This window comes from Bradyrhizobium sp. USDA 4501 (assembly GCF_054062115.1).
Map to the genome: position 1 here is coordinate 7874859 of NZ_JBSSEX010000001.1, position 26382 is coordinate 7901240.

Here is a 26382-nt window from a genome sequence, read left to right on the forward strand (position 1 = left end):
CTACTTCCCGGTGCTGCCCGCGCCGCTCGACGGCGGCGCCAGGATGTCGATCGCTTCCTCGATTGCGCTGATGGAGCGTTCGGCGGCGCGTATCCCCGTGCGCGATCAGGTCGTCGGCGCGGTGGAAGTCGAACCAGCCGATCTGACCGACCCGCGGCGAGATCAGCATATCAGGCGGATCGCCGGCAAGGCGTGCGCGGGTGATGCGGTCCTGCATGATGTTGAAGGCGTCGACCATGACGCTCGAGATGCCGGGCCGGCTGGCGCTGCCGAAAAACTCCCGCTTCACGGTACGTTCGGCGGAGAAGAAGCGGCCAAACCGGCGCTTCGGCGGCTCCGGCTCGAGTTCGGCCTCGGCGGTCACCGCAACCGTCACCTCCGGCGCGGCGGACGGGCCGTGATTGTAGATCGTGGTCGAGTGCGCGAACACGTCGCTGGAGAGGTTCGCCGCAATGACGATCTCGGCGCCGAGCGCGCGCGCGGCCGAGACCGGCACCGGATTGACCAGCGCGCCGTCGACCAACCAGCGGTCGCCGATCAGGACCGGCGCGAAGATGCCGGGCAGGGCGTAGGAGGCGCGCATGGCGTCGACCACGCGACCCTGGGTCAGCCAGATCTCGTGCCCGGTGCGCACTTCGGTGGCGACGCTGGCGAACTTGACCGTGAGGTCCTCGATCATGACCTGGCCCAACGCAGCCTCGATCTCGGCGGCCAGCTTGGCGCCGCGGATCAGGCCGGAGCCGTTGAGGCGGATGTCGAGGTAGCCGAACACGCTGCGCGGCTGCAGGCCGCGCGCCCATTGCTCCAGCGTCTCGATATGGCCGGCCGCATAGGCGCCACCGACCACGGAGCCGATCGAGGTGCCGACCACCACATTGGGGACGATGCCGTGGGCCAGCAGGGTCTTGATGATGCCGATATGGGCAAAGCCGCGCGCGGCGCCGCCGCCGAGCGCAAGCCCGATGACCGGCCGGCGAACCGTTCCCAGGCCTACCTTGTCGGGGCCGTCGGAGCTCTTGTGGCCTCGGCCCATCCAGCTATCCAACACGACAAATCTCCTGCCAGCGCGAGACTAGGCTGCGCAGCATGGCTGCGCCAGCGTCGTCCGTCTTCATGGTTAGTCCCACAGGCACGATTCATGCCCCGGGTAGTCCGCGGTAGGCAGGGAATGTGACTGGACCGCGACGATAGGGCTAACATCGGCTTGATCGCGCGGTTCCAAATGGCGGACACCGCCCACCCGGACTGTGACAAAGCCTTGGACGCCCCCTGGATCCCCTTGGACGAAGGCTTGAATTTGCCGCGTTTTCGTTGAAAAGCATGATGATGACTTCGAGGGGCAACGGCATCGGCGGATGCGGACGGGGCATGCGGCTCCTTCCGCTGTTGACGCTTGCGGCATTTTTGCTCGCCCTGATCCCCGGTTCCGTATCTGCACAGTTCTTCAGCGACCGGCCGCCGCCGATTCCGCCCGCCTCGGTCCCGGAGGTGCCGTCCGGTCCGGCGCTCAACCTGGCGCCGCCATCGGGCGGCGGTTCAGGGCCCGTTCTGCCCGGTCCGCTGAACCAGCCGACCATCGTCCAGCCCTCGATTGCGACCGTGCCGCCCGTGGTGGCAGCGCCGCCGGCCGGCTCCCCGGCCGCGGGGCAGGCGGTGCTGTCGCTGACGGCGCGGTACGGCAAGGACCTGCCGGTCATCAATGCCGGGCTGGTGTGGCGGGTGTTCGCCGACAAACCTGACGACAACGGCACCTACAAGCTGGTCCGCGAAGAGCGCGGGGCGACGCCCAACGTGGTGCTGCCGCCCGGCAACTATGTCGTCCATGTCGCGCTCGGCCTCGTCAGCGCAGTGCGCGCCGTCAGCCTGAAGTCGGAGACCGACCGCGAGTCCTTCGTGCTGCCGGCCGGGGGCCTGCGGATCGAGGGTCGGGTCGGCAGCAGCAAGATCCCCGCCAACCAGATCTCGTTTGCGATCTACAAGGGCAGCCAGTTCGACGGTTCGGACCGTGGACCGATGGTGCCGAACGTTGCCGCCGGCGACGTCGCGCTGCTGCCCGAGGGCACCTACTACATCGTCTCCAACTATGGCGACGCCAACTCGGTGGTGCGCTCCGACATTCGCGTCGGGGCGGGCAAGCTGACCGACGTCACCGTCACCCATCGCGCCGCTGTCATCACCCTCAAGCTGGTCAGCGAGCGGGGCGGCGAGGCGCTTGCCAACACCGCCTGGTCGGTGATCACGCCGGGCGGCGACGTGATCAAGGAATCGATCGGCGCGTTCCCGCGCGTCGTGCTCTCCGAGGGCGAGTATCGCGCGATCGCCAAGAACGAAGGCAAGGTGTTCGAGCGCCCCTTCAATGTCGTCAACGGTGTCGATGGCGAAGTCGAGGTCGTGGCGCGCTGACGTCCGGCCGGTCCTGCATTTCATGCAGCTGTCATAGTCTCTAATGTGAACTAACCATCGCGCGAATTTGAGCCGTCATCATCGCTCGCGGCGATACCGGGCCTGCCTATTTTTACATGACGTTAAGCCGCGGCATGACTTGGATGCCGTGGGGACTAGTGTTTGCGTGGGGCGCGCCATGGTCATGGCCAACAAGAAATCAGCTAAAGCATCGGCCAAATTCAATTCCGAGATGTTCGCCGACGTACCGGTTCTGCAACGCAAGTGGCAGGCCGCGGTCCGTCCCGGCGAAAAGCTGCCGCACTATGAAGACGTGATGCTCGGCAGTCTCGGCCGGCTCGCGGATCATATCGTGCTGCTGCGGAGCGTCGATGGCATGCTCAGCGTCTCGCACGCCGGCCGCTATGTCCAGACATGGCTGAACGACGAGCGCTGGGACATTCCGCTCAGCGCCCTGCCGCCGGATTGCGCCACCGCGTTGACCGAAGCCGCCGCAAACGCGCGCGAGAACTGCCGGCCCTATCTGGCGTCGGCGCATTGCGTCCGCGACGGGCTGGTGCGGACCTTCGACGTGCTGGCGCTACCGACGCGGTCGCGCTGGGGCGGTATCCTGGTCGGCGTCTATGTCAACGAGCGCAATGCGCAGTACAATCTGCTCGATACGATTTTCTCGGCCACCGACGAGGGCGTGCTGTCGCTCGCCGCGATCCGCGATGCGCGCGGCGAGCCGGCCGACTTCCAGATCGTGCATCTCAACCAGGGCGCCGCAAGGCTGCTGATGCAGCCTGCGACCGAATTGCTGTGGCGCCGGCTCAGCGCCGGCGGCAATCCGCTTGCGGCGTCAGCGGTGATGAGCCGTCTGCGTGGATTTGTCGGCGGCGGCCCGGGCGGGCAGTTCGAGATCGACAGCGGCGATCGCTGCCTGCGGCTCGGCGTCACGGCGTTCGGCGACATGCTGTCGCTGACCGTCTCCGACGTCACCGCGCTGAAGCAGCGCGAGCAGTCGTTCCGCCTGCTGTTCGAGAACAACCCGATGCCGATGTGGGTGTTCGACGCCGGCACGATGGAATTCCTCAGCGTCAACGACGCCGCCGTTCAGCACTATGGATACAGCCGGGAAAAGTTTCTCGGCATGACGCTGCGCCAGATCTGGCCGGTGGATGAGTGGAGCGTGCACAGCGCCGCCTTGCGCGAGATCGGCGACGTCTATCAATCGAGCCGCGACTGGCGGCACATCAGGGCCGATGGCAGCGAGATCCACGTGCTGACCTTCGGGCGCAAGGTGGCGTTCGAGGGCCGCGACGGCTATCTGGTCGCGGTGGTCGACATCACCGAGCGCCGCGCCGCCGAAGCGCGGATCGCGCATATGGCGCACCATGACGGTCTCACCAATTTGCCGAACCGCGATTTCTACCAGGAGCGCCTGCGCGAGGCGCTGGAGCGCGGCCGCAGCGGCAACAAGCGCGTCGCGGTGATGTGCATCGACCTCGACCTGTTCAAGAACGTCAACGACTCCTTCGGGCATCCGATGGGCGACCGGCTGCTCAAGCTGGTGGCGGAGCGGCTGCGCGAGGTGGTCCGCGACGACAATGTGGCGGCCCGCCTCGGCGGCGACGAATTCGCGATCGTGCTTGCGGCCGACGTTTCGCCGAACGAGGCGAGCGCTTTCGCCGAACGGTTGATCGAAGCGCTGAGCGCGCCCTACAACATCGACGGGCTCGAGGTCGTGGTCGGCGCCAGCGTCGGCATCGCGCTGTCACCGGGTGACGGCACGACGTCGGAAGAATTGATGCGCAATGCCGACATGGCGCTGTACCGCGCCAAGTCCGAGGGCGGCGGCGTGCACCACTTCTTCGAACCGGAGATGGATCAGCAGGCGCAGAAGCGCCGCGACATGGAGCGCGATCTGCGCGCGGCCTTCAGCAACGGCGAGTTCGAGCTGCACTACCAGCCGCTGGTCGATATCGCGGCCGACCGCATCTCTGGCTTCGAGTCGCTGCTGCGCTGGCGGCACCCGCAGAAGGGCATGGTCTCACCTGCGGAGTTCATCCCGGTTGCCGAAGACATCGGCCTGATCGTCGCGCTCGGCGAATGGGTGCTGCGCGAAGCCTGCTCGGAGGCGATCAAGTGGCCCGCCGACGTCAAGGTCGCCGTCAATCTGTCGCCGGTGCAGTTCCGCAGCCGCAATCTGGTCCAGGCCGTGATTTCGGCGCTGGCGCATTCCGGCCTCTCGGCGCGGCGGCTCGAGCTCGAGATCACCGAGTCGGTGTTCCTGGCGGAAACCGAGGCCAACCTCGCGATCCTGCATCAGCTGCGCGAGCTGGGCGTCAGCATCTCGATGGACGATTTCGGCACCGGCTATTCCTCGCTGAGCTATCTGCGCAGCTTCCCGTTCGACAAGATCAAGATCGACCGCTCCTTCGTGAAGGATCTGGCGCGGCGCTCCGATTGCCTCGCGATCGTGCGCGCGATCTCGGGCCTTGGCCGCAGCCTCAGGATCACCACGACCGCGGAAGGGGTCGAGACGACAGACCAGCTCGACTGGTTGCGCGCCGAAGGTTGCAACGAGGTGCAGGGATTTCTGTTCAGCGCGGCGCGGCCGGCCGGCGAGATCGCGGCCTTGCTGAGCGGCTTTGCGGAGCGTGCGTCGAAGGCGGCGTAGTCGACATGCCCGACAATGGCGAGGGCTTTTGTAGCCCGGGTGAGCAAAGCGACACCCGGGACGAGTGTCCCGCATATCGCTCCGCTCATGCGGGCTACAAGGCTGTACCCTAGAACCGCGTCACGATATCCGACAGGGCCGGGCGCGGGCGGTCCTCGCTCGGCCTGGTCGGGGTGCCGATGTGAATGAGCCCGGCGAGCTTCTCGTCCGGCTTCAGGCCGAGGCCGTCGAGCACGTCGCGGTCGAAGGCAAACCAGCCGGTCAGCCAGCAGGCGCCGTAGCCGAGCGCGGTCGCCGCGGTAACGATGTTCATCGCGCTGGCGCCCGCCGACAATTCCTGCTCCCACGGCGGCACCTTCGGGTGCGGTTTGGTGAAGGAGACCACGCCGATCACCAGCGGCGCGTCGGTCAGGCGCTTCTTCTCGACCTCGATGTCGGAGGCCGGCGCCCCGGGATTCTTCCGGGCGAAGACCTTTGCGATCACGTCGCCGGCCCGCGCGCGGGCATCGCCCTCGAACACGATGAAGCGCCAGGGCGCGAGTTTGCCGTGGTCAGGCACGCGTGCGCCGATCGTCAAAATGGTCTCGAGCTCGGCCGCGGACGGGCCCGGGCCGGTCATCTCGCGCGGTTTCATCGAGCGGCGCGTCTTCAGGAGTTCAATGGCATCGGGCACGGAAATGTCCTTCAAGGGGAGTCGTGCCCCCAAGATGGGGACACGACCAAGCCAATGAAAGCCAGTTTAGACCGATTGTGAAGATCAGGCGACGGATCGCGCCCGCTTCACGTCGGGCGGCGTCGCCTCATCCACCAGCGCGGCGATCGCCTCATCGGTCGGCATCACGGTCTGCCGCTCGCTGCCGAGGCGGCGGACCGAGACCGAGTGGGTCTCGGCTTCCTTCTTGCCGACGACGAGCAGGGCCGGGATCTTGGCCAGCGAGTGCTCGCGGACCTTGTAGTTGATCTTCTCGTTGCGCAGGTCGATCTCGACCCGGAGCCCGGCGCGGCGCGCGGCGGCCGCCACCACCTTGGCGTACTCGTCGCCTTCGGAGGTGATGGTCGTGACGACGAGCTGGGTCGGCGCCAGCCAGAGCGGGAAGTTGCCGGCATAGTGCTCGATCAGGATGCCGATGAAGCGCTCCATCGAACCGCAGATCGCGCGGTGCACCATGACGGGTGCCTTCTTCGAGCCATCATGATCGATGTAGAACGCGCCGAACCGTTCCGGCAGGTTGAAGTCGACCTGGGTCGTGCCGCACTGCCAGTCGCGGCCGATCGCGTCGCGCAGCACATACTCGAACTTCGGTCCGTAGAACGCGCCTTCGCCCGGATTGATCTCGGTCCGGATGCGGTTGCTGCCCTTGGCCTTGATCTCCGACAGCACCGTCGCCATCACGCGCTCGGCGTGATCCCACATCTCGTCGGTGCCGACGCGCTTCTCCGGCCGCGTCGAGAGCTTGACCGTGAGCTCGCCGTCGAAACCGAAATCGGCGTAGGTCGACAGGATCAGGTCGTTGATCTTGAGGCACTCGTCGGCGAGCTGCTGCTCGGTGCAGAACACATGGGCGTCGTCCTGGGTGAAGCCGCGCACCCGCATCAGGCCGTGCATCGCGCCCGACGGCTCGTAGCGATGCACGACGCCGAACTCGGCGAGCCGCAACGGCAGGTCGCGGTAGCTCTTCAGCCCGTGCTTGAAGATCTGCACATGGCCCGGGCAGTTCATCGGCTTCAGCGCGAACCAGCGCTTGTCCTCGGCCTCGTCGCCGGCGGACTGCGCCGCGAACATGTTCTCGCGGTACCAGTCCCAATGGCCCGAGGTCTCCCACAGCGCCTTGTCGAGGATCTGCGGAGCGTTGACCTCGTTGTAGTCGCCGAGCAGCCGGCGCCGCATATAGGCGATCAGCTGCTGGAAGATGGTCCAGCCCTTGGGGTGCCAGAACACCACGCCCGGGCCTTCCTCCTGGAAGTGGAACAGGTCGAGCTCGCGGCCGAGCTTGCGGTGGTCGCGCTTCTCGGCTTCCTCGATCTGCTTGAGATAGGCGTCGAGGTCTTCCTGCCTGGCGAATGCCGTGCCGTAGATGCGGGTCAGCATCGGATTGTTGGAATCGCCGCGCCAATACGCGCCCGCCACCTTCATCAGCTTGAAGGCGTTGCCGATCTTGCCGGTCGAGGTCATGTGCGGGCCGCGGCAGAGGTCGAACCAGTCGCCCTGGAAGTAGATCTTGATCGGCTCGTTGCCGGGAATGGCGTCGACCAGCTCGACCTTGAAGGCCTCGCCCTTGTCGCGGAACACCTGCTTGGTCTTCTCGCGATCCCAGACTTCCTTGGTGAACGGCTTGTCGCGCGCGACGATCTCGCGCATCCGCTTCTCGATCGCGGCAAAATCTTCCGGGGTGAACGGCTCGTTGCGGAAGAAGTCGTAGTAGAAGCCGTTCTCGATCACCGGGCCGATCGTGACCTGGGTGCCCGGCCACAGCGACTGCACGGCCTCCGCCAGCACATGCGCGGCATCGTGCCGGATCAGTTCCAGCGCGCGCGGGTCTTCGCGGCCGATCAGCTCGATCTTGGCGTCGGCCTCGATCGGATCATTGAGGTCGGCAAGCGTGCCGTCGAGCGCCATCGCGACGGTGCGCTTGGCGAGCGAGGGCGAAATGCCTTTGGCGATGTCGAGACCGGTGGTCCCTCTCGGGAAATCGCGCCTCGCTCCATCAGGGAAGGTGAGGGCGATCTTGTTCACGGGTTCTGCGGGTTTGAGGTTAGAGAGGCTGTACTGGAATCCGGATTCGGATTTGGGTGGCGTTTCTGCCATGGTGACTCCTGTAGCTCACTCCTGCGAACGAGCGCAGGTAAGCGGAAAGCAGCGGTATAGCAGGGGATTTGACGCCTGCAATCCGGCAATATCAAGAAAATGGGCCACCGGCCGCACGGATTTGAACAAGGCTCGGCTGCAGGCGACGCCACGGATCGTTGCGACGCTGCCGATCATCGTCTAACGTCCGGCGTCCGTTTTCCGCCATCGCGCGATCCGCAAGGTTCATGTTTTCCCGTCTCCTGTTTTTCGTGGCGTTGCTTCTGATCCCGGGCGTGTTGCGGGCGGAAGAAACACCGGTCCGGAAGGCCGGATTTGCGAAGAAGCTGACCATCTATCTCGCCCATGGGCCAGCGAACGCCTGCGGCGCCGGCTGCGATCGCTGGATCGCGATCGAAGGCGAGATCGATCGGGAAGCCGCTCAGCGGATTCGCACCTTCCTGTTTGCCGTCAAGGACAGGCAGCTTCCGATCTACCTTCATTCGCCGGGCGGAAACGTCGAGCAGTCCTATGGGATCGCGCGGTTCCTGCGCGCGCACAAGGCAATCGCCCGAGTCGGCCGTACCATCGTGCCGGCCTGTTCCACCGGCACGCAGATCGACGCCGCATGCCTGAAGATCAAGGCTGCCAAGGGCGAGGTCGAGGCCGAGCTCGCCACGCGCAACGCGATGTGCGTGTCGGCCTGCGCCTATCTGTTCCTGGGCGCGACCAGCCGCGAAGTGGCGCCCGATTCGGTGCTCGCGGTGCATAACTCCAAGCTGATGTTCGTCGTCCACGGGCATCCGCCTGCGCAGGTCGTCGCGGACTTCAGGCGGCGCGAGATGGTAAGCGCCGATCGCGACCGCAATGTATTCCTCGCGGCGATGGGCATCAGCCATGAGCTCAGCGACCTCATCAAGTCCGTGAAGTTCGAGGACCTGCACGTGCTGACGCGGCCGGAGCTCTATCGATTCGGCATCGATACGCGGCCGCTGCCGGAAACCCTGTGGGCGGTGGAGAAGGAGACACGGCCCTATGTTCGCAAGATCGTGCAGCAGAAAAGGGCCGACGGCAGCGCGTTCCGCATGATGGAGTGGCGGCTGTTCTGCGAGAGCAAGGATCGCGGGCGGCTGATGTTCGTGCGCGAGTTCGAGGAGGGGGCAGCCGGCAAGACCACGGTGCTGATGATGGCCGGCGCGACCAAGACCGTTGCATTCGGCCGGTCGGCGCGGTTCGGCAAATACGAGGTCTGGAGCGAGGCGGTGACCTCGGACATCGTCAAGGCGATGCTCGCGGCCCCGCATCTGCAGATCGGCGAAAGCCCGCCGGCAACCGACGCCAAGCCTGACGCCAAGTCCGACGTCAAGTCTGACACCAAGTCCGGCCTTGCGACATTCGATATCGGCACCATCGGGCTGGAGCAGGGCTGGACGCAGCTTCTGGCATCATGCCCGGCGGCGACCACCGGTCCGAAGCCTGCGAGCCCATTGCCGGCCGCCGCGTCGCCGAGCGTCAGCGCGGTGCCGGCGGCGTCACCGTCGCCATGAACGCAAGAGGCGCCGTTCGATCAGGTGCCATGCATTTAGATGCAGTTGCATCGATCTCGGAGTCTGCTAACACCGCGGCGTGAAACGCTTCGCCCCCACCGCATTGATGCTCGGCAACATCGTCACCGGCTGCTCGGTGCTGGCGCCGGCCGGCATGCTGGCGGAGTTGTCCGACGGACTCGGCGTCACGATCCACACGGCGGGTCTCCTGATCACCTTCGGCGCGATCGTGCTGTGCGTGGGCTCGCCGGTGACGGCGTGGCTGACCAGCCGGATCGAGCGGCGGGCGCTGCTGACGGCGACGCTGCTGGTGCTGACGCTGACCAATGCGGCATCCGCCTTCGTGCCGAACTACGACAGCCTCCTGATCATTCGGCTGGTGATGCTCGCGGTCGGCGTGCTCTACACGCCGCAGGCGGCGGGCACCGCGGCACTGATCGTGCCGGTGGAGAAGCGCGGCAGCACGATTGCCTACATCTTTCTCGGCTGGTCGCTCGCCGCCGCGATCGGGCTGCCGCTGATCACCTTCATCGCAAGCCGCTACGGCTTTCGCGCGACCTATGGCGCGATCGCGCTGACCGGGCTCGTCAGCTCCCTGCTGCTGTGGTGGCGGCTGCCAGGCGGATTGCACGGCGCGCCGGTTGATCTCCGAACCTGGGTCGATCTCGGCCGCAATCCGATGGTCATTCTGCTGCTGTCGATCACGACGCTGCAGATGTCCGGCCAGTTCGTGGTGTTCACCTTCATGGGGCCGCTGCTCGCCAAACTGACTGGCGCCAATGCGGACGCCGTCGGGATCGTGTTCGCGCTCTACGGCATCTTCGGGTTCGTCGGCATCGTGATCGCAACGCGCGTGGTGGATTCCTGGGGCGCCTGGAAGACCTCGGTCCTGTTCACCGTGCTGCTGCTCGCAGGCGTCGCCGGCTGGGCGCTGAGCGCCGGCGCCTACGCCCTGATGGCCGCCTCCGTCGCGGTGTGGGGCCTTGGCTTTGCATCGACCAATTCGATGCAGCAGGTACGCCTGGTCGGTGCGGCGCCGGCGCTCGCTTCGGCGTCGGTCTCGCTCAATACCTCGGTGCTGTATATCGGCCAGGCCATCGGCTCCGCGATCGGCGGCTTGCTGTTCGCCCGCGAATGGCTGCACAGCGCAGGCTACGTGGCTACGGCCTTCGTCGCGGCGGCGCTCGCGGTCGTGGTCGTCACGCGGCCGCGACGGACGGCCGCCACCGCCGCAGCCGAGTGAACGGTTGGCTTTCACGTTTGTGTTCGCGAGAGCATCCCAACAACGATCCGCGTGCGGAACATCAGGGAGCTCGACTGCGCGTCACCACCTCACGCTTTGGCTGGGCACGATGAACGCCGTCGTGCTCGGCTTGTTCGGATTGTGGGTGAAGTAGCCGTAGGCGGCGACGATCACGACGATCACGACGAGCAAGGCAAGCACGGCCAGCAAGTCGATCTGCCGGGGATCATGACCGTTGTGGCTGATTTTCCAGCGCATTGTTGTTTCCTCCCCAAAGGGGGCAATGAAACAATGCGCCAACTATCGCCACAGTTCCGCCGGGCAGCAATGCGCGCTGCGCTTGGACGTGCCGCAGCAACCGATCAATTGTCGTTGACGCCGCCGCGTCAACCGTTGTTGGCGCCGCGTCAGCCTTCGTTGACGCCGCGCCAGCGGCCATAGCGCCAGGGCAGGTACCAGCGTGCCCCGCGCGGCTTCGTGAGCGGGACATTATCGATCCCGGATGTTCCCCAGGGCTGGCAGCGCAGCAGCCGCGCCAGCGTCATCCAGCCGCCGCCCCACAGGCCGAAGCGTTCGATCGCCTCGTCGCCATAGACCGAGCAGGTCGGCAGATGCCGGCAGTTGTAGCCGACCAGCGGCGACAGCGTGTGCCGGTAGATCCAGATCAAAGCGCGGCCGAGGTTGCGCGGCAAGCGGCGCATGGTGCTGGCACAGTCCATGCATCGTGGATGGTGTGTCGTTGAATGGTCTGTCGGCGGCATACGCAAGTATGTACGTAGTCTTGCGGGGGTTCCAAGCCAAGGAACTGTTTTCTTGCAGATATTTACGCCACAGTTCGTTATTATTGCACAGCACCGATGGCGCTGCAGCAAGGGCTCTATGGACGGTCCGGGTCAGCAACGCTACCGTTCCCATAACGCGCCGCTGACAGAATCGTGGCGCATTGCCATGGGGCCATTGCCACCGCTCGCATCACCAAGGGCTTGGGGGAAGGAACCAAATTGAGGCTCGTCAAGTCGCTCTCGTTGCGCAGTTGGGCGCTTACCGGCGCCGTTGCTCTTTGCTTCGCGGTTTCCGGCACCGCCGCCATGGCGGGCGGTTCCGCGCAGGCCAATTCGACCCTCGAAGAGCGCAAGCTGCCGATGAAGTTCAGCTGGATTGCCTGCCAGCCGAATTGCCGCGGCTGGGTGTCCGCGGTCGGCATCATCACGGCCGATAGTCCCAGGGAATTCGACGAGTTCGCGCGCGGCCGCCAGCTCAACGGCGCCACCATCGTGCTCGATTCCAGCGGCGGCTCGGTCAACGACGCGATCGCGCTCGGCCGCCGCTTCCGCGGTCTCGGCGTGCTGACCACGGTCGGCACCAGCGTCATCAATCAGGCCGCGCAGGGCGGCCGCGCGAGCGTTCTGCCCGATGCTTATTGCGAGTCGATGTGCGTGTTCCTGCTGTTGTCGGGCAAGACGCGCTACGTTCCGCCGGCCGCCCATGTTCGCGTACATCAGATCTGGATGGGCGATCGCGCCGACGACGCCAAGGCGGCGAGCTACACCGCGCAGGACCTGATGATCGTCGAGCGCGATATCGGCCGTCTTGCCAAATACACCTTCGATATGGGCGGCGCGGGTGATCTGCTGGCGCTCTCGCTCAGCGTGCCGCCGTGGGAGGACCTGCACGAATTGTCGGCGGCCGAATTGCGGCTGACCAATCTCATCACCACCGATGCGGTTGCCGACGTGCTGCCGCGGCAGGACAACAGCAAGGACAACGCTATTCCCGTCGCCGAGGCGAAGCCGAAGAACAACGATCGCTTCGTGAGCAGCGCGATGGAGGGCGAGACGTCGCAGGCGAGAGCGACCAAGACCGCCGAGGTCGTAGTGCCGACCGGCGGCAGCGCAGCGCCGGCGCCGGTCCAGCCCGCGCAGTAAGAACGCACATTGTCGCGTCGTTCCGGGACGCGTAAGCGGACCACGGATGCGCAATTGTGCATCGGGGAACCTCGAGATTCCGGGTTCGATGCTGCGCATCGCCCCGGAATGACCTGACATGCAATTTTACGCCGGCTGCTTCGCCTTGGCCTCGATCTGGCCGATCGCATCGACCACGGCATCGAAGGTCAGCAGGGTCGAGGCATGGCGGGCCTTGTAGTCGCGCACCGGCTCGAGCAGCGCGATATCGGCCCATTTGCCGCCCTGCGGGGGCTGGCCGTTTTCCTTCAGCATCTTGCGGACCGTCTCGCGCAATTCGCGCAGCTCGTCCGCGGTCGAGCCCACCACCCGGCTCGCCATGATCGAGGAGGAGGCCTGGCCGAGCGCGCAGGCCTTCACGTCATGGGCGAAATCCGTCACCACGGGACCGTCCATCTTGAGGTCGACCTTGACGGTCGAACCGCACAATTTGGAGTGGGCGGTGGCGCTGGCGTCCGGGTCGGCCAGCCGTCCGAGGCGCGGAATATTGCCGGCCAACTCGATGATCCGCTTGTTGTAAATGTCGTTCAGCATGGGGACAGATGCCTGGTTCCGGCGGTGCCGGGCGCTCTTGGCGGCTGGGTTGCACCGTCCTATATATGGACGGCAACGCCGGAAACATAGCCCGGCCATGCAGCCACCGCGGCCCACCTCCGCCGCGGCGGTGCTACAATTGTGGGACTCAGGCGCCCGGCGGTCGAACCATCCGCCCCGTCTGCCCGGTGACACATCCGGACCAAGGTCAAATCCGAGGGCCGGTCGAACGGAGAAGACATGGACGCCTTGATCAAATCGATTCGTCCCAACAAGCCGGCCGACGCGAAGCCCGGCGAGCTCGACCCCTCAGAATTCATGACGGCGGCCGTCCGAGCCGACCAGCCGCGCCCGTCGCGGGCGGAGGCGGAGGACGCCGTGAAGACGCTGCTCGCCTATATCGGCGAGAACACCGGCCGCGAGGGACTGCTCGACACGCCGCGCCGGGTCGTCGAGGCCTATGACGAGCTCTATCAGGGCTACCACCAGTGCCCGGCCGAGGTGCTGAACCGCACCTTCGGCGAGACCGCCGGCTACGACGATTTCGTCCTCGTCCGCGACATCGAATTCACCTCGCAGTGCGAGCATCACATGATGCCGTTCTACGGCAAGGCGCATATTGCCTATACGCCGGTGGAGCGCGTCGTCGGCCTCTCCAAGCTGGCGCGGCTGACCGATATCTTCGCCCGCCGTCTGCAGACCCAGGAGCATCTCACCGCGCAGGTCGCGGCTGCGATCGACGAGGTGCTGAAGCCCCGCGGCGTTGCCGTGCTGATCGAGGCGGAGCATACCTGCATGTCGGTGCGCGGCGTTGCCAAGCATGGTGCATCGACCTTCACCAGCCGCTTCACCGGCATGTTCCGCGACAATCCGGCGGAGCAGCAGCGTTTCCTGTCCCTGGTGCGAGGACCGAACCGGTAACCTCGCATTTTCCTGAGCGAGGTTTTGCGTGTCCGCAGCGACCCACGATCACGACCGCGAGGAGGGGCTGGCCTTCCAGCCCAAATTCGACGCGGCAGGCCTTGTGACCTGCGTCGCGACCGATGCCGCGACCGGCGATGTGCTGATGGTCGCGCACATGAATGACGAGGCCCTGCGCAAGACGATCGCGACCGGCGAAGGCTGGTACTTCAGCCGCTCGCGCAATGCGCTGTGGCGCAAGGGCGAGAGCTCGGGCCAGACCCAGCGCGTGGTCGAGATCCGGATGGATTGCGATCAGGACGCGGTGTGGATCAAGGTCGAGCAGATCGGCGCCGCCTGCCACACCGGACGGCGCTCCTGCTTCTATCGCGCGGTGAAGGACGAGGGCGGGCATGTCAGCCTGTCCTTTGTCGACGCCGAGAAGCTGTTCGATCCGGCGCAGGTCTATCGCAAATAGATCATTGATCTGAATCAAGTGCAGCGCTGCGAAGTCGTGTACTTCGTGGCCCCTGTTACGCCATGCGCAAGCCGTTGCGCATGGTCGTCACTGGGGGTGAACTGTGGCGCATCGCCTGATACCGCTTGTTGGGTTTTTTGCCTGGGCTGTGTGGCCGATCGGCGAGGCGCAATCGCAAACCACCGAGCGTGCGCCCGATACGATGGCCGCGCGCGTCCTTGCCTGTGCGCCGTGTCACGGCGCCGAAGGCGAGGGCACCAGCGACGCCTATTTCCCGCGGCTGGCCGGCAAGCCGGCAGGCTATCTCTACAACCAGCTCATCGCATTCCGGGATGGACGGCGGAAATATCCGCCGATGAACTACCTGCTGGAGTTTCAGACCGACGATTACCTGAAGAAGATCGCCGAATATTTCGCCTCGCTCAGGCCGGCATTTCCGCCGCCGGTCCCGCCGGTCGACAGCAAGGAGATTCTGGCGCGCGGCGAGACGATCGTGAAGAACGGCGATCCGCAGCACGGAGTTCCGCCCTGTTCGGCCTGTCATGGTCCTACATTGGGGGGCATGGAGCCCGGCATTCCCGGCCTGCTTGGCCTGCGCGCCGCCTATATCAGCGGCCAGCTCGGCGGCTGGCGCTACGGCACGCGGACCGCGTTCGCTCCCGATTGCATGCAGATCGTCGCGAGCCTGCTGACGGAGGACGACGTGAAGGCGGTGGCAGCCTACCTGGCGTCGCGTCCGGCGCCGGCGGATCCATCCTTCGCGCCGCGAGGCAGCCTTCCGATGCCGCTCGAATGCGGCAGCGAACCGCATTGAAGGGATCGTGCCGATGTCGCGAACCTTAACAGGACTGCTTGCCGGACTGACGCTGGCACTGTCGCCGATTGGGGCATCGGCGCAGCAGAAGGCGGCCGATCCGGCCGTGCTCGCCAAGGGCGAGTATCTCGCACGCGCCGGCGATTGCATCGCCTGCCACACCGCGCGCGAAGGCAAGACCTTCGCCGGCGGGCTGCCGATGAAGACGCCATTCGGCACGCTCTACACGTCGAACATCACGCCCGACCCGCAGACCGGGATCGGCACATGGACGTCGGATCAGTTCTACCAGATGATGCACAATGGCCGCTTCCCCGATGGCGGCCTGGTCTATCCGGCGATGCCGTTCGCCTCCTATACCAAGGTGACGCGCGAGGACAGCGACGCGATCTACGCCTATTTGCGCACGGTGCCGCCGGTCAGGCAGCTCAACAAGCCGCATGACCTGACATTCCCGTTCAACAACCGCTCGCTGATCATTGGCTGGCGCACGCTGTTCTTCAGGGAAGGCGAGTTCAAGCCTGATCCGACGAAGTCGGCGGAGTGGAACAGAGGTAACTATCTGGTCGAGGGGCTAGGGCATTGCGGGATGTGTCATACCCCGATCAATGCGCTCGGCGGCAGCAAGCAGTCGCAGGCCTTCGAGGGCGGCCTGATCCCGATGCAGAACTGGTACGCGCCGTCGCTGACCTCCAACAAGGAGACGGGGCTCGGCGACTGGACGATCGAGGAGATCGTCGACTATCTGCGCAAGGGCGTGTCCGCCAAGGGCGCCGTGTACGGACCGATGGCCGAGGTCGTCTACAACAGCCTGCAATATCTCAATGATGATGATGCGCGCGCGATGGCGGTCTACCTGAAGGGCCTTGCGCAGGGCGGTCCTCCGGAGAAGGCGTCGACTTCGCTGCCGTCGGCCGAGAGCAGTCTGCTGCTGTCCTTTGGCAAGTCGATCTATGACCGCGACTGCGCAAGCTGTCATGGCGCGACCGGGCAGGGCATGCCGCCGGATTATCCGCCGCTTGCCGGCAATCAGTCGATCCAGATGGTCTCCGCGGTGAACCCGATCCGGATGGTGCTCAATGGCGGGTATCCGCCGGGCACGTCGGGCAATCCGATGCCCCACGGCATGCCGCCGTTCGCGCAGAAGCTGTCGGATGACGAGGTCGCGGCTGTCGTGACCTACATCCGAACGGCTTGGGGCAATCGCGGCGAGCCGGTGTCGGCGCGGCAGGCCAACGAACTGCGGGCAGCAACGCTGAACTAAAGCATGATCCGGAAAAGTGCGAAGCGGTTTTCCGAAACGATCATGCTCAAACAAAGGAGCTAAAGCGCGATGACTAGTCAACCTCGTCTCGTCGCGCGTTAAGGGGAGCGCGATCATGATCAACTCGTCTTCGCCGCAACCGCCGGCATCGGGCTCGGAAGACGATGATGTCGAGACCATCGTACGCGCCGGTCCAGGCGGCGCGGTCGCGGTCGCGGGCATTGCGACGGCCGTCGTGGTCGGGTTGTGGTTTGCATTCTATCTGCTGGTCTTCCTGCCGCGGAGCGTTCCCTGATGGCGAGCGAGACTGACCACAGCCTCGGCGAGGCCGTTGCCGCACGGATCGAGCGGCGCTGGGCGACGCTGTCAATCGTCATTGTCGGCGTCCTGGTCGGCATGGCGGCCTATATCGGCATCCATCAGGCGACGATGCCGCAGGGCCGGGTCGAAACCGCCGATCCCAAGACGCTGCATCTGTCGGGCGAATTCGTCGAAAGCAATCTCGGCAGCGAAATGCAAGCCGACGGATCGGTCACCGTGCGCGCGATTGGCCAGCAATATTCCTTCACACCGCAATGCATCGTGGTGCCCGCGGAGACGCCGATCACCTTCCGCGCCACCAGCGCCGATGTCGTCCACGGTTTCCTGATCGAGGGCACCAACATCAACACGATGCTGGTGCCGGGCTACGTCACCGACCTGCCGGTGCGCTTCAAGGCGCCGGGCGATCACGTGATGCCGTGCCAGGAATTCTGCGGCATCGGCCACCAGGGCATGTGGGGCAAGGTCAAGGTGGTCGACAAGGCTGCGTTCCGTGACATGGCGGCAGCGAAGCGGAGGCTGACCTGTGTTGATTAACAAGCGGCTGATCGCGGTGCATTTCTGGCTTGCCTTCATCGTGTTCGGCGTCGCGCTGGTGCTCGGCGCCTGGCAGATGTTCGTCCGCAGCCCGTTGAACGCCTGGCATTTCAATCCGGAATTCTATTATCGCTCGGTCACCGCCCATGGCTCGGCGATGGGATACGTATTCCCGACACTGATCGCGATGGGATTCGGTTACGCGATCACCGAAGCCTCGCTCGAGAAAGAGCTGGTTGGACGGCGCTGGGCCTGGGTGGGCTTCTTCCTGGTCGCCGTCGGCGCCGTTGTCGCGATGATCCCGGTGTCGCTCGGGCTCGCCTCGGTGCTCTACACCTTCTATCCGCCGATGGTCGGCAATCCCTTCTATTACATCGGCGTCGTCATGGTCGTGGTCGGCTCATGGATCTGGGTCGCGCTGATGGTGACCAATTTCGTGATCTGGAAGCGCGAGAACCCGGGCAAGCCGGTGCCGCTTGCGATGTATGCCAATGTTGCGGGCTCACTGCTCTGGGGCTGGACCGCGGTCGGCGCGGCGCTTGAGATCCTGTTCCAGATCCTGCCCGTGGCGCTTGGGCTGAAGTCGACGATCGATGCGGGGCTGGCCCGTGTCTTCTTCTCCTGGACGCTGCACGCCATCGTCTATTTCTGGCTGATCCCGACCTACATCGCCTATTACACGATCTTCCCGCGGGCGATCGGCGGCCGGCTCTTTAGCGACCCGATGGCGCGGATTTCGTTCATCCTGTTCGTCGTGGTGGCGATGCCGATCGGCGTGCATCACCTGTTTGCCGATCCGCAGGTCGGCGCCGGATTCAAGTTCATGCACTCCGTGTTCACCGGCCTCGTCGCGCTGCCGACGCTGCTCACGGTGTTCACGATCTGCGCCTCGGCGGAGATTGCCAGCCGCCTGCGCGGTGGCCGCGGCGCATTCGGCTGGATCGGCGCGCTGCCATGGTCCAATCCGATCATGCTGGCGACGGCGCTGTCGCTGGTCATGCTCGGCTTCGGCGGCGCCGGCGGTCTGATCAACATGAGCTATCAGCTCGACGCCACCGTGCACAACACGCAGTGGATCACCGGCCATTTCCACCTGATCTTCGGTGGCGCCATCGTGATCATGTATTTTGCCATCGCCTATGATCTGTGGCCGCATCTGACCGACCGTGCGCTGGACAGTTTTGGCCTGATGCGCACGCAGCTCTGGCTGTGGTTCATCGGTATGATCGTGACCACCTTCCCGTGGCACTATGTCGGTATTCTCGGCATGCCGCGCCGCATGGCGTATTACGACTATGCCAACCCGGCGATCTCGCCACAGGCCTTGTCGGTCACGATGTCGGCGATCGGCGGGCTCATTCTTCTGATATCGGGCCTGCTGTTCCTGCTGGTGCTGATCCGCGGGCAGTTCGGTGCGCGAGGCGAGGCGGGTGCGTACCGCTTCGCGGTGCCGTTGCACATGCCCGCGCGGATTCCGGTCGCGCTCAACTCATTCGGTCTGTGGCTCGCGTTGATGGTCGGTCTCACCGTGGTGAACTATGGTTTCCCGATTGCGCAGTTGATGGCGCTGAACGAGACCAGCGTGCCTGCGGTCTATGTCGGAGCCGGCCGATGAGCGACCAGCCGCTGTTCTCGCTGCGCAATCCGTGGTTCGGCGCCAGCGTCGGCATCACGGCCGCGATCGCCGTGTTGTCGGCCGTCGCCGGCCTGATCTGGTTGCCGTTGGCGCAGCCCAATTTGAAGCTTGCGGGGGTCTGGGATGCGATCTGCAGCGCGGCCGGCGTTCCGCGTGCCGCCGTGCAGGAGCCCGGCATCAAGCCGGATTTCAAGACGTCCAATGTCATCATGACGTCGGAGATGCTGACCAAGGCAGATCAGGTCTCGATCGGGCGGGGCGCAACGCTGGCGCAGCGCTGCGCGATCTGCCACGGACCGCAGGGCGTCAGCGACGCTCATTCACCGAACCTCGCCGGGCAATTTGCCGCGGTGACGTACAAGGAGCTGAATGACTTCAAGACCGGCGCGCGGGTCAGCGTGGTGATGAGCCCGTTCGCAGCGGCGATGAGCGATCAGGACATGAAGGATGTCGCGGCCTATTACGCCTATCTGCCGCGGGTGCCTTCGAACAATCTGGATACCGCGCGTCCCGCGCCGGCGATCGTGGTGACGGGCGCCCCGATGCGCAACATCGCGCCTTGCGGCTCCTGCCACGGCGATGTCGACAACAAGGCGGGAAGCCCCTGGCTGGGCGGCCAGTCGGCAGTCTACATCAAGGCACAGCTCGAGGCCTTTGCATCCGGGGCCCGCCGCAACGACATCAGCCAGCAGATGCGCAACATCGCGCGCCAGATGACGGCCGAGGAGATCGACCAGGTCGCGCACTACTACGAGGCCCAGCCCTGAATCGGCGCTATTAACGCGCCATTAACCATAATTACGGCACCTTGACGGGACATGGGTGCCGATTGCCGGCGCCCGGCAAGGCACCCGGACAGATGGCGGTCGACCTCTTCAATGCGACGGCTTCGGCAGGTGTCGATTCCTCGCGCCTGAAGGTGGCGAGCTCGATCAAGCAGGCGGCCGCGACCACCGGCACGAGCTTCGAATATCTGCTCACCACCGCGAAGATGGAATCCAATTTCAATCCGCGGGCCGGCGCCACGACCTCGTCGGCGCATGGACTTTATCAATTCATCGACCAAACCTGGCTCGGCACCGTCAAGGAGGCCGGAAGCCAGCTCGGCTATGGCCAGTATGCCGACGCCATCACCAGGAATTCCGACGGCAGCTATTCGGTCAGCGATCCCTCGGCGCGCGCCGCGGTCATGAAGCTGCGCGACGATCCGGACGCGGCGTCCTCGATGGCGGCGGTGCTGACGCAGTCCAACAGCTTCAAGCTTACCGGCAAGCTCGGCCGCCGTCCGACCGATGCCGAACTCTACATGGCCCACTTCATGGGCGTTGGCGGCGCCGGCAAGCTGATCTCGAGTGCCGAGGACAGCGCGAGCGCCAATGCGGCCGCGATGTTTCCGAAGGCGGCAGCCGCCAACCAGTCGATCTTCTACGACAGGGCGGGCAGCGCGCGCAGCGTCAGCCAGGTCTATTCGGTGCTGACCACGCGATACGCCGTGGCCGCGAACTCCAAGGATACGCGCACCGCCTTCGCCGCGGCGGGCGGCGACACCATGTCGCCTTACGCGATCGCAGGCGCCGCGCCGACCGCAGCGCTGACCATGGACACCGCGTCCTATCTCTCGACCTTCACCGACTCCCGGTCGGCGACGCCCGTCGCTGCGACCTCGGCCGTCGCATCGGCGCAGCCGGCGCCGACCTTCCGCTCGCTCTACCAGGCCGGCGACCGCTCGGAGCCGATCTCGCCGGCGGTGCAGGAGCTGTGGGGCAATTCCTCCTCGCTGACCGCGTCGGCGACGCCGAAGGTCCGCGCGCCCGGGCGGCTTGACCTGTTCAGCGATCCGAGCGGCTCCTACAGCAACGGCTAGCGCTGCCCTGCTGCGCGCGCGAAGCTGCACGCCGTTGCCGTCTTAACGAAACGTCAATAATCCCAAACGTTTATGGTGAACCCTTTATTAAGCGTCATGGTTTATTTTTCCTTGTAGTGGCGTCGTATGCCGATGCCGTTTCGTTGCGTAAGCCGGAAGGACCATGATCGTTCGGCAGTTTATTAGTTGGATTAGGACCGCTCCAGCAGGTGAGCGAGCAGAGGCGACACGGGCGTTGGCCCGGGCCTGGCTCATCTCGGATCTCACCGAGGACGACCGCATCGCAGCCGAAGGCGCGCTGCTGATGCTGCTCGACGACCCGTCGCCGCTGGTGCGGCAGGCGATGGCCGAGGTGTTCGCGCGCAGCGTGGACGCGCCTGCCGCAATCGTGCAGGCGCTGTCGGCCGACCAGCCGGCGATCGCGCTGCCGGTGCTGGAGCATTCACCGCTCCTGATCGATGCCGACCTCGTCGACATCGTCGCCACTGGCTCCGACGAGATGCAGTGCGCGATCGCGCGCCGCACCAATCTGCCGGCCTCCGTCGCCGCCGCGATTGCCGAGGTCGGCTCGGCGGCCGCCGCGCTCGAGCTGATCGAAAATCCTTACGCCGGCCTCGCGCCGTTCTCCTGGGATCGCATCGTCGAACGCCACGGCCATCTCGCCGCCATCAGGGAATCGATGCTGCAGCTGGAAGACCTGCCGTCGGCAACGCGGCTGGCGCTGGTCGCAAAGCTCTCCGACACGCTGGCGCAGTTCGTCGTCACGCGAAACTGGCTCGGTGCCGATCGCGCCGACCGGATTGCCGGCGAGGCCAGGGAACGCTCCACGGTGAACATCGCCGCGCGCGCCTTCGGCGACGACATGCAGAACCTGATCACGCATCTGCGCGCCACCGGGCAATTGACCGCCGGGTTGATCCTGCGTGCGCTGCTGTCGGGCAATCTCGATCTGTTCGGGGCGGCGCTCGCTGAACTCTCCGGACTGCCCTATGGCCGCGTCTCCGCGTTGTTGAACGACCGCGGCGGCAACGGCCTGCAGGCGCTGCTGCGCCGCGCCGGCTTGCCGGAATCCACCTACGCCGCGTTCCGCGTCGCGCTCGAGGCCAGCCACGAGGTCGGCTATGTCGACAGCGGTGACGGCGCGGCGCGGCTGCATCGCCGCATGGTGGAGCGGGTGCTGACGCATTGCGAGACCGATCATTCGGCGGCCGAGCCGCTCCTGATCCTGCTGCGCCGCTTTGCGACCGAATCGGCCCGCGAGGACGCACGGATGTTCTGCGAGGAGCTCGCCGCGGAAGACGCCATCGCGGTGCTGCCCTACGACGACGATCTCATCGCGGCCTGAGGGCCGCGCTTCCTTCCCATCGATGGATGCTTGAGTGGGCTGCGCAACGCGAGCAGCCGGCCGCGCGGCTATTCGCCGGGCACGATGCTCGGCGCGAGGATCGCCTCGAGGTGTTCGGGACGGTCGCGGTTGGCGTGGGTCAGGAATTCATCGGCGATGCCGCGGAGCTGCTTGCTCAGCACGCCGGCGACGACCGCGGTGTCGAGCTTGGTGCGGTTGCGCACGATCGCCTGCACGGCGTTGATGTGGTGGGCGATCAGCTGCGGCGGCACGGCGCCGAGATCCGGCGCGTGCTCGATGATGCGGCACAGGCTCTCCGCGGCTGCGGCGGCCGACGGATAGCCGAATGTCGCGGCATCGCCCTTGATGTCATGCGCGGCGCGGAACAGCTCCTCGCGCGTCTTGTCGCTGAAGCCCTCGCGCAGCACGGTGGCGTGCGCGGCGGAGAGGCGGTCGGCCTCGATCGTCATCCACTCCTTGAACTCGCCCGACAGCCCGGCGAGCGCCTTTTCGGCGCGGCCGACCGGATCGTCGAGATCGCTCTCGGGGACGCGCAGCAGCATCTTGCGCAGCGGATTGGGCTGCGTGATCACGTGGTGCGTGCCGAAACTCTTGACTTCGATCGTCCCGGGTTTGTCTTTCGCCATGGCGGTATCCTAGATGGCCGAGCGCGCCTTTTCGAGCAGCGACGGCTGTTGCAGCACCTCGACCTCGCCGCTACCGCGGCGTTCGGGGCCGATATAGGTGTTGGTGGTGTTGCGGCGGCGGTCGGGGCCGAAATAGGTCTTGGTCTTGATGAACGGGCGCGGGTTGGCGACCACGTTCATGATGCGCTGGTAGAGGCCCTTGGCCGAGATCGGCTTGGCCAAAAATTCGGTGACGCCGGCATCGCGCGCCACCGTGACGCGACGCTTCTCGGAATGTCCGGTCAGCATGATGATCGGCGCGTAGGGATTACCCTTGGATTCCGGCTGCCGGATCATCTGCGCAAGTTCGAGCCCGTCGAAGATCGGCATCGACCAGTCGGTGATGACGATGTCGGGCACGTAGTGCGTGTACATCTCGAGCGCGGTGGCGCCGTCCTCGGCCTCATACACCTCGCGCGCGCCGAACGAATGCAAAAGCGTCCGCAGGATGCGGCGCATGTGCGGATTGTCGTCGCAAATCAAAAATCGCAGCTTGTTGAAATCGATGCGATACATGGTCCGGCCCTGATAGGGCATACCGGGCCAATGCGGTATTACCCGACGTTAACCATATCCCGCCCGGGGTTAATGATTGGTTGCCGGGCAAGGAGGCAGACGCCGTCAGTAGCCGAACTGCTCGCGCAGGATGCGTTCTTCCAGCGAGTGGCCGGGGTCGAACAGCATCCGCATCGCGATCGTCTTGTCGGACAGCACCTCGACCCGGCGGACGTCGCGGACCTCGTCATGGTCGGCGACCGCGGCGACCGGGCGCTTCTCGCCCTCGATCACCTCGATCACCACGAAGGCGGAATTCGGCAGCAGCGCGCCGCGCCAGCGCCGCGGCCGGAACGCGCTGATCGGGGTCAGCGCCAACAGCGCCGCGTTGATCGGCAGGATCGGCCCCTGGGCGGAGAGGTTGTAGGCGGTCGATCCGGCCGGCGTCGCCACCAGGATGCCGTCGGCCATCAGCTCGGGCATCCGCTCGTGCTCGTCGATCAGGATGCGCAGCTTGGCGACCTGGTAGGTCTGCCGGAACAGCGCGACCTCGTTGATGGCGTGATGCAGATGCACGGCGCCGTGGATGTCGGTCGCGCGCATCAGCAGCGGATTGATCAGCGACTCCCGCGCGGCGGCAAGCCGGGTGCGCAGATCATGCGTCGAATATTCGTTCATCAGGAACCCGACGGTGCCGCGGTGCATGCCGTAGATCGGCTTGCCGCTGCGCATGTTGGCGTGCAGCGTCTGCAGCATCAAACCGTCGCCGCCGAGCGCGACCACGACGTCGGCATCCGCGGGTAGATGGTTGCCGTACATTTCCGTCAGCTGCTCGAGCGCCGACTGCGCTTCCACGCTCGCGCTGGCGACGAAGGCGATCTTGTCATACCGCTTGGAGCTGGCCATTCGCTCACGAACTCGTTTGGCACGGAACACGCCGCGCTCGTCTATACATCCCGGGCGGCCTTGTCGAGATGGTCCGGGAACGGACCGCATGCCACGCCGGCGCCGCCAAACTAGCGCAGTTTGTTGCTGGATTGCGTAAATCGGGGCGCAGGGAGTGAACGATATGGCTAACAGTCTTGCGACACGGCTCGCCGCGGCGTTGCTGGTGGCCTGTCTTGCGACCGTGGCGCGAGCCGACGATGACGTCCCGCAGCCATCGCCGTCGCCGAGCGCGCAGGCCCCAAGCGGCCAAAACCCAAGCGGCCAGAGCCCAGGTGGCCAGAACCCGAGCGGCCAGAAGGGGCGGGCAGGACGCGGCGGCGAGGCCGGCTCCGGCGCCAACGCTGCGGCCAGCGGCTCGACCGCCGAGCAGCACCGCCTGCCGCCGGACTCCACGACCAAGCAATCGGTCGCGCTGCCTTCCCGCACGCTGAACTTCAGCGCGACCGCGGGCTCGATCCGTGTGTTCGACGACAAGGGCGAGCCGCTCGCCGACATCGCCTATACATCCTACCAACTCGACGGTGCCGAGAAGGCGAATCGGCCGGTAACCTTCCTGTTCAACGGCGGTCCGGGCTCCGCGTCGGCCTGGCTGCAATTGGGCAATGTCGGGCCGTGGCGGCTGCCGTTCGACGGCGCGGTGTCCTCGGCCGCGCCCGAGCTGCAGGCCAATGCCGATACCTGGCTCGATTTCACCGATCTCGTCTTCATCGACCCTGTCGGCACCGGCTACAGCCGCTTTGTCACCACCTCGGAGGAGGCGCGCAAGCGCTTCTTCACCGTCGACGGCGACGCCAATTCGGTCGCGCTGGTGATCCGCCGCTGGCTGGAGAAATACGACCGGCTGACCTCGCCGAAATATCTCGTCGGCGAAAGCTATGGCGGCATTCGCGGGCCCAAGGTGGTGCGCAATCTGCAAATGCAGCAGGGCGTCGGCGTCCGCGGCCTGGTGCTGATCTCGCCGGTGCTCGATTTCCGCGAATATACCGGCTCCAGCCTCCTGCAATATGTCGCAAGCCTGCCGACCATGGCGGCGGTCGCGCGACAGGCAAAGGGCCCGGTGACGCGTGAGGATCTCGCCGACGTCGAGAGCTACGCGCGCGGCGATTTCCTGCTCGACCTCGTCAAGGGGCAGGCCGACACCGAGGCCACCACGCGGCTCGCCGACAAGGTCGCTAGCCTGACCGGCATCGATCAGGTGGTGAGCCGCAGGCTCGCCGGCCGTTTCGACATCGGCGAATTCCGCCGCGAGTTCGATCGCAAGAACGGCAAGGTGACCGGCCGCTACGACGCCTCCATCGAGGGCTTCGATCCTTATCCGGATTCCAGCTATTTCCGTTTCAACGATCCGTCCGGCGATCCGCTGATGGCGCCCTTGACCAGCGCCGCCGTCGACCTCACCACGCGCAAGCTGAACTGGCGGCCGGACGGCTCCTATCATCTGCTCAGCGAAAGCGTGAACAAGGCCTGGGAGTTCGGTCACGGCATCAGTCCGGCGGAGTCGGTGACGCAGCTTCGCCAGGCGCTGGCGCTCGACCCCAACCTGAAACTCCTGGTCGGCCACGGCCTGTTCGATCTCGCCACGCCGTACTTCGCCTCGAAGATCATCCTCGATCAGTTGCCGGCCTTCGCGGGCCCGGGCCGCACCAGGCTCGCGGTCTATCCCGGCGGCCACATGTTCTACTCCCGCGACGGCTCGCGCCAGGCGTTCCGCAAGGAGGTCGAGGCGCTGATGAGGTAAGGGGATGTGGCGGTGTGGATTGCGCCGTCGCTGCAAATACGGTCGTCGTCCTGGCGAAAGCCAGGACCTATAACCACCAAGTTCGATTGTGAACGGGATCGCGGCCCCGGCGTCGCGCAACAAATTCCGTTTGGGGTAATGGGTCCTGGCTTTCGCCCATAGGCGCTAAAATAGGATTTGCGCCTTGGATTCGCTTGTGATTCCAAGATGGAATGGCA

Annotated in this window: 24 protein-coding genes and 1 pseudogene; 16 read left to right on the top strand and 9 right to left on the bottom strand. The window is 65.6% G+C overall.

All coding sequences use genetic code 11. The features are described 5' to 3' along the window. Positions 1–1033 (bottom strand): annotated as a pseudogene (locus ACVWZM_RS36435) (patatin-like phospholipase family protein). Between the two features lie 293 nt (positions 1034–1326). Between ACVWZM_RS36435 and ACVWZM_RS36440 the strand changes: the two are divergent. Together ACVWZM_RS36440 and ACVWZM_RS36445 are read left to right on the top strand one after the other, a co-directional pair. Next, on the top strand, positions 1327–2403 hold the full coding sequence (locus ACVWZM_RS36440) for a hypothetical protein (protein ID WP_028342693.1): 1077 nt from the start codon (positions 1327–1329) through the stop codon (positions 2401–2403). Between the two features lie 178 nt (positions 2404–2581). Further along, positions 2582–5065, top strand: coding sequence for a putative bifunctional diguanylate cyclase/phosphodiesterase (locus tag ACVWZM_RS36445; RefSeq protein ID WP_456855798.1), 2484 nt, complete (start codon positions 2582–2584; stop codon positions 5063–5065). Between the two features lie 109 nt (positions 5066–5174). Here ACVWZM_RS36445 and ACVWZM_RS36450 read toward each other — a convergent pair whose 3' ends face one another. Further along, positions 5175–5738: a nitroreductase family protein gene (locus tag ACVWZM_RS36450; protein WP_057019692.1), complete on the bottom strand. Its 564-nt coding sequence runs from the start codon at positions 5736–5738 to the stop codon at positions 5175–5177. A gap of 84 nt (positions 5739–5822) precedes the next feature. Continuing rightward, positions 5823–7871 carry a threonine--tRNA ligase gene (gene thrS, locus ACVWZM_RS36455; RefSeq protein WP_076831632.1) on the bottom strand — a complete coding sequence of 683 codons (2049 nt, stop codon included), beginning with the start codon at positions 7869–7871 and terminating at the stop codon, positions 5823–5825. 227 nt (positions 7872–8098) lie between these two features. Here thrS and ACVWZM_RS36460 point away from each other — a divergent pair, with 227 nt between their 5' ends. Beyond that, complete coding sequence (locus tag ACVWZM_RS36460; protein ID WP_456855799.1) at positions 8099–9397, top strand: ATP-dependent Clp protease proteolytic subunit; 1299 nt, start codon at positions 8099–8101, stop codon at positions 9395–9397. Between the two features lie 106 nt (positions 9398–9503). After that, a complete protein-coding gene (locus tag ACVWZM_RS36465; RefSeq protein WP_316398067.1) occupies positions 9504–10640 on the top strand; it encodes an MFS transporter in 1137 nt (378 codons plus the stop codon). An 81-nt stretch (positions 10641–10721) separates the two neighbouring features. Here ACVWZM_RS36465 and ACVWZM_RS36470 read toward each other — a convergent pair whose 3' ends face one another. Both ACVWZM_RS36470 and yidD read right to left on the bottom strand, forming a co-directional pair. Continuing rightward, a complete protein-coding gene (locus tag ACVWZM_RS36470; RefSeq protein ID WP_456855800.1) occupies positions 10722–10898 on the bottom strand; it encodes a hypothetical protein in 177 nt (58 codons plus the stop codon). A 149-nt stretch (positions 10899–11047) separates the two neighbouring features. Then, on the bottom strand, positions 11048–11359 hold the full coding sequence (gene yidD, locus ACVWZM_RS36475; RefSeq protein WP_057019665.1) for a membrane protein insertion efficiency factor YidD: 312 nt from the start codon (positions 11357–11359) through the stop codon (positions 11048–11050). A 282-nt stretch (positions 11360–11641) separates the two neighbouring features. Here yidD and ACVWZM_RS36480 point away from each other — a divergent pair, with 282 nt between their 5' ends. Beyond that, positions 11642–12565, top strand: coding sequence for a hypothetical protein (locus ACVWZM_RS36480; RefSeq protein ID WP_456855801.1), 924 nt, complete (start codon positions 11642–11644; stop codon positions 12563–12565). A 126-nt stretch (positions 12566–12691) separates the two neighbouring features. Here the strand turns inward: ACVWZM_RS36480 and ACVWZM_RS36485 are convergent, their stop codons facing one another. Then, complete coding sequence (locus ACVWZM_RS36485; RefSeq protein ID WP_057019663.1) at positions 12692–13138, bottom strand: iron-sulfur cluster assembly scaffold protein; 447 nt, start codon at positions 13136–13138, stop codon at positions 12692–12694. A gap of 240 nt (positions 13139–13378) precedes the next feature. On the opposite strand from ACVWZM_RS36485, the gene folE reads away from it, so the two are divergent. From folE to ACVWZM_RS36535, 10 genes are all read left to right on the top strand, one after another. Then, the gene (gene folE / locus ACVWZM_RS36490; protein WP_016843918.1) at positions 13379–14059 is read left to right on the top strand and encodes a GTP cyclohydrolase I FolE; all 681 of its coding nucleotides are present in this window, start codon (positions 13379–13381) and stop codon (positions 14057–14059) included. Positions 14060–14087: 28 nt separating this feature from the next. Next, positions 14088–14516 (top strand): phosphoribosyl-AMP cyclohydrolase, encoded by a 429-nt coding sequence (gene hisI / locus ACVWZM_RS36495; protein ID WP_057019662.1) that lies wholly within the window; start codon positions 14088–14090, stop codon positions 14514–14516. A gap of 148 nt (positions 14517–14664) precedes the next feature. Further along, complete coding sequence (locus ACVWZM_RS36500; RefSeq protein ID WP_456856829.1) at positions 14665–15330, top strand: c-type cytochrome; 666 nt, start codon at positions 14665–14667, stop codon at positions 15328–15330. Positions 15331–15343: 13 nt separating this feature from the next. After that, complete coding sequence (locus tag ACVWZM_RS36505; RefSeq protein WP_456855802.1) at positions 15344–16594, top strand: c-type cytochrome; 1251 nt, start codon at positions 15344–15346, stop codon at positions 16592–16594. A 115-nt stretch (positions 16595–16709) separates the two neighbouring features. Next, complete coding sequence (locus ACVWZM_RS36510) at positions 16710–16889, top strand: hypothetical protein (protein WP_016843914.1); 180 nt, start codon at positions 16710–16712, stop codon at positions 16887–16889. Then, positions 16889–17452 (top strand): cupredoxin domain-containing protein, encoded by a 564-nt coding sequence (locus ACVWZM_RS36515; RefSeq protein WP_092082230.1) that lies wholly within the window; start codon positions 16889–16891, stop codon positions 17450–17452. Before ACVWZM_RS36510 ends, ACVWZM_RS36515 begins: the two co-directional genes overlap by 1 nt. Further along, positions 17442–19067, top strand: a complete 1626-nt coding sequence (locus tag ACVWZM_RS36520) for a cbb3-type cytochrome c oxidase subunit I (protein ID WP_057019659.1) — start codon at positions 17442–17444, stop codon at positions 19065–19067. The genes ACVWZM_RS36515 and ACVWZM_RS36520 overlap by 11 nt, the downstream gene beginning before the upstream one ends. Further along, a complete protein-coding gene (locus ACVWZM_RS36525; protein ID WP_076831613.1) occupies positions 19064–19855 on the top strand; it encodes a c-type cytochrome in 792 nt (263 codons plus the stop codon). The genes ACVWZM_RS36520 and ACVWZM_RS36525 overlap by 4 nt, the downstream gene beginning before the upstream one ends. Positions 19856–19947: 92 nt before the next feature. After that, positions 19948–20952: a transglycosylase SLT domain-containing protein gene (locus ACVWZM_RS36530; protein ID WP_456855803.1), complete on the top strand. Its 1005-nt coding sequence runs from the start codon at positions 19948–19950 to the stop codon at positions 20950–20952. Between the two features lie 163 nt (positions 20953–21115). Further along, on the top strand, positions 21116–22297 hold the full coding sequence (locus tag ACVWZM_RS36535; RefSeq protein ID WP_456855804.1) for a DUF2336 domain-containing protein: 1182 nt from the start codon (positions 21116–21118) through the stop codon (positions 22295–22297). A 68-nt stretch (positions 22298–22365) separates the two neighbouring features. Here the strand turns inward: ACVWZM_RS36535 and ACVWZM_RS36540 are convergent, their stop codons facing one another. The 3 genes from ACVWZM_RS36540 to ACVWZM_RS36550 all read right to left on the bottom strand — a co-directional run bounded on the left by ACVWZM_RS36540 (position 22366) and on the right by ACVWZM_RS36550 (position 24384). Then, the gene (locus ACVWZM_RS36540) at positions 22366–22944 is read right to left on the bottom strand and encodes an Hpt domain-containing protein (protein ID WP_016843908.1); all 579 of its coding nucleotides are present in this window, start codon (positions 22942–22944) and stop codon (positions 22366–22368) included. A gap of 9 nt (positions 22945–22953) precedes the next feature. After that, positions 22954–23499, bottom strand: coding sequence for a response regulator (locus tag ACVWZM_RS36545; protein ID WP_028336173.1), 546 nt, complete (start codon positions 23497–23499; stop codon positions 22954–22956). A gap of 105 nt (positions 23500–23604) precedes the next feature. Next, a complete protein-coding gene (locus ACVWZM_RS36550; RefSeq protein WP_028336174.1) occupies positions 23605–24384 on the bottom strand; it encodes an NAD kinase in 780 nt (259 codons plus the stop codon). Positions 24385–24547: 163 nt separating this feature from the next. Between ACVWZM_RS36550 and ACVWZM_RS36555 the strand changes: the two genes are divergently transcribed. Further along, positions 24548–26164: a S10 family peptidase gene (locus ACVWZM_RS36555; protein WP_057019655.1), complete on the top strand. Its 1617-nt coding sequence runs from the start codon at positions 24548–24550 to the stop codon at positions 26162–26164. Positions 26165–26382: the final 218 nt, after the last annotated feature.

What these genes read in the sequence shown, in the direction of transcription:
- ACVWZM_RS36440 (WP_028342693.1), top strand. Translation starts at nt 1,327, where the DNA reads ATGACTTCGAGGGGCAACGGCATCGGCGGATGCGGACGGGGCATGCGG.
- ACVWZM_RS36445 (WP_456855798.1), top strand. Translation starts at nt 2,582, where the DNA reads ATGGTCATGGCCAACAAGAAATCAGCTAAAGCATCGGCCAAATTCAAT.
- thrS (WP_076831632.1), bottom strand. Translation starts at nt 7,871, where the DNA reads ATGGCAGAAACGCCACCCAAATCCGAATCCGGATTCCAGTACAGCCTC.
- ACVWZM_RS36460 (WP_456855799.1), top strand. Translation starts at nt 8,099, where the DNA reads ATGTTTTCCCGTCTCCTGTTTTTCGTGGCGTTGCTTCTGATCCCGGGC.
- ACVWZM_RS36465 (WP_316398067.1), top strand. Translation starts at nt 9,504, where the DNA reads ATGCTCGGCAACATCGTCACCGGCTGCTCGGTGCTGGCGCCGGCCGGC.
- ACVWZM_RS36470 (WP_456855800.1), bottom strand. Translation starts at nt 10,898, where the DNA reads ATGCGCTGGAAAATCAGCCACAACGGTCATGATCCCCGGCAGATCGAC.
- yidD (WP_057019665.1), bottom strand. Translation starts at nt 11,359, where the DNA reads ATGGACTGTGCCAGCACCATGCGCCGCTTGCCGCGCAACCTCGGCCGC.
- ACVWZM_RS36485 (WP_057019663.1), bottom strand. Translation starts at nt 13,138, where the DNA reads ATGCTGAACGACATTTACAACAAGCGGATCATCGAGTTGGCCGGCAAT.
- folE (WP_016843918.1), top strand. Translation starts at nt 13,379, where the DNA reads ATGGACGCCTTGATCAAATCGATTCGTCCCAACAAGCCGGCCGACGCG.
- ACVWZM_RS36505 (WP_456855802.1), top strand. Translation starts at nt 15,344, where the DNA reads ATGTCGCGAACCTTAACAGGACTGCTTGCCGGACTGACGCTGGCACTG.
- ACVWZM_RS36510 (WP_016843914.1), top strand. Translation starts at nt 16,710, where the DNA reads ATGATCAACTCGTCTTCGCCGCAACCGCCGGCATCGGGCTCGGAAGAC.
- ACVWZM_RS36515 (WP_092082230.1), top strand. Translation starts at nt 16,889, where the DNA reads ATGGCGAGCGAGACTGACCACAGCCTCGGCGAGGCCGTTGCCGCACGG.
- ACVWZM_RS36525 (WP_076831613.1), top strand. Translation starts at nt 19,064, where the DNA reads ATGAGCGACCAGCCGCTGTTCTCGCTGCGCAATCCGTGGTTCGGCGCC.
- ACVWZM_RS36530 (WP_456855803.1), top strand. Translation starts at nt 19,948, where the DNA reads ATGGCGGTCGACCTCTTCAATGCGACGGCTTCGGCAGGTGTCGATTCC.
- ACVWZM_RS36535 (WP_456855804.1), top strand. Translation starts at nt 21,116, where the DNA reads ATGATCGTTCGGCAGTTTATTAGTTGGATTAGGACCGCTCCAGCAGGT.
- ACVWZM_RS36540 (WP_016843908.1), bottom strand. Translation starts at nt 22,944, where the DNA reads ATGGCGAAAGACAAACCCGGGACGATCGAAGTCAAGAGTTTCGGCACG.
- ACVWZM_RS36545 (WP_028336173.1), bottom strand. Translation starts at nt 23,499, where the DNA reads ATGTATCGCATCGATTTCAACAAGCTGCGATTTTTGATTTGCGACGAC.
- ACVWZM_RS36550 (WP_028336174.1), bottom strand. Translation starts at nt 24,384, where the DNA reads ATGGCCAGCTCCAAGCGGTATGACAAGATCGCCTTCGTCGCCAGCGCG.
- ACVWZM_RS36555 (WP_057019655.1), top strand. Translation starts at nt 24,548, where the DNA reads ATGGCTAACAGTCTTGCGACACGGCTCGCCGCGGCGTTGCTGGTGGCC.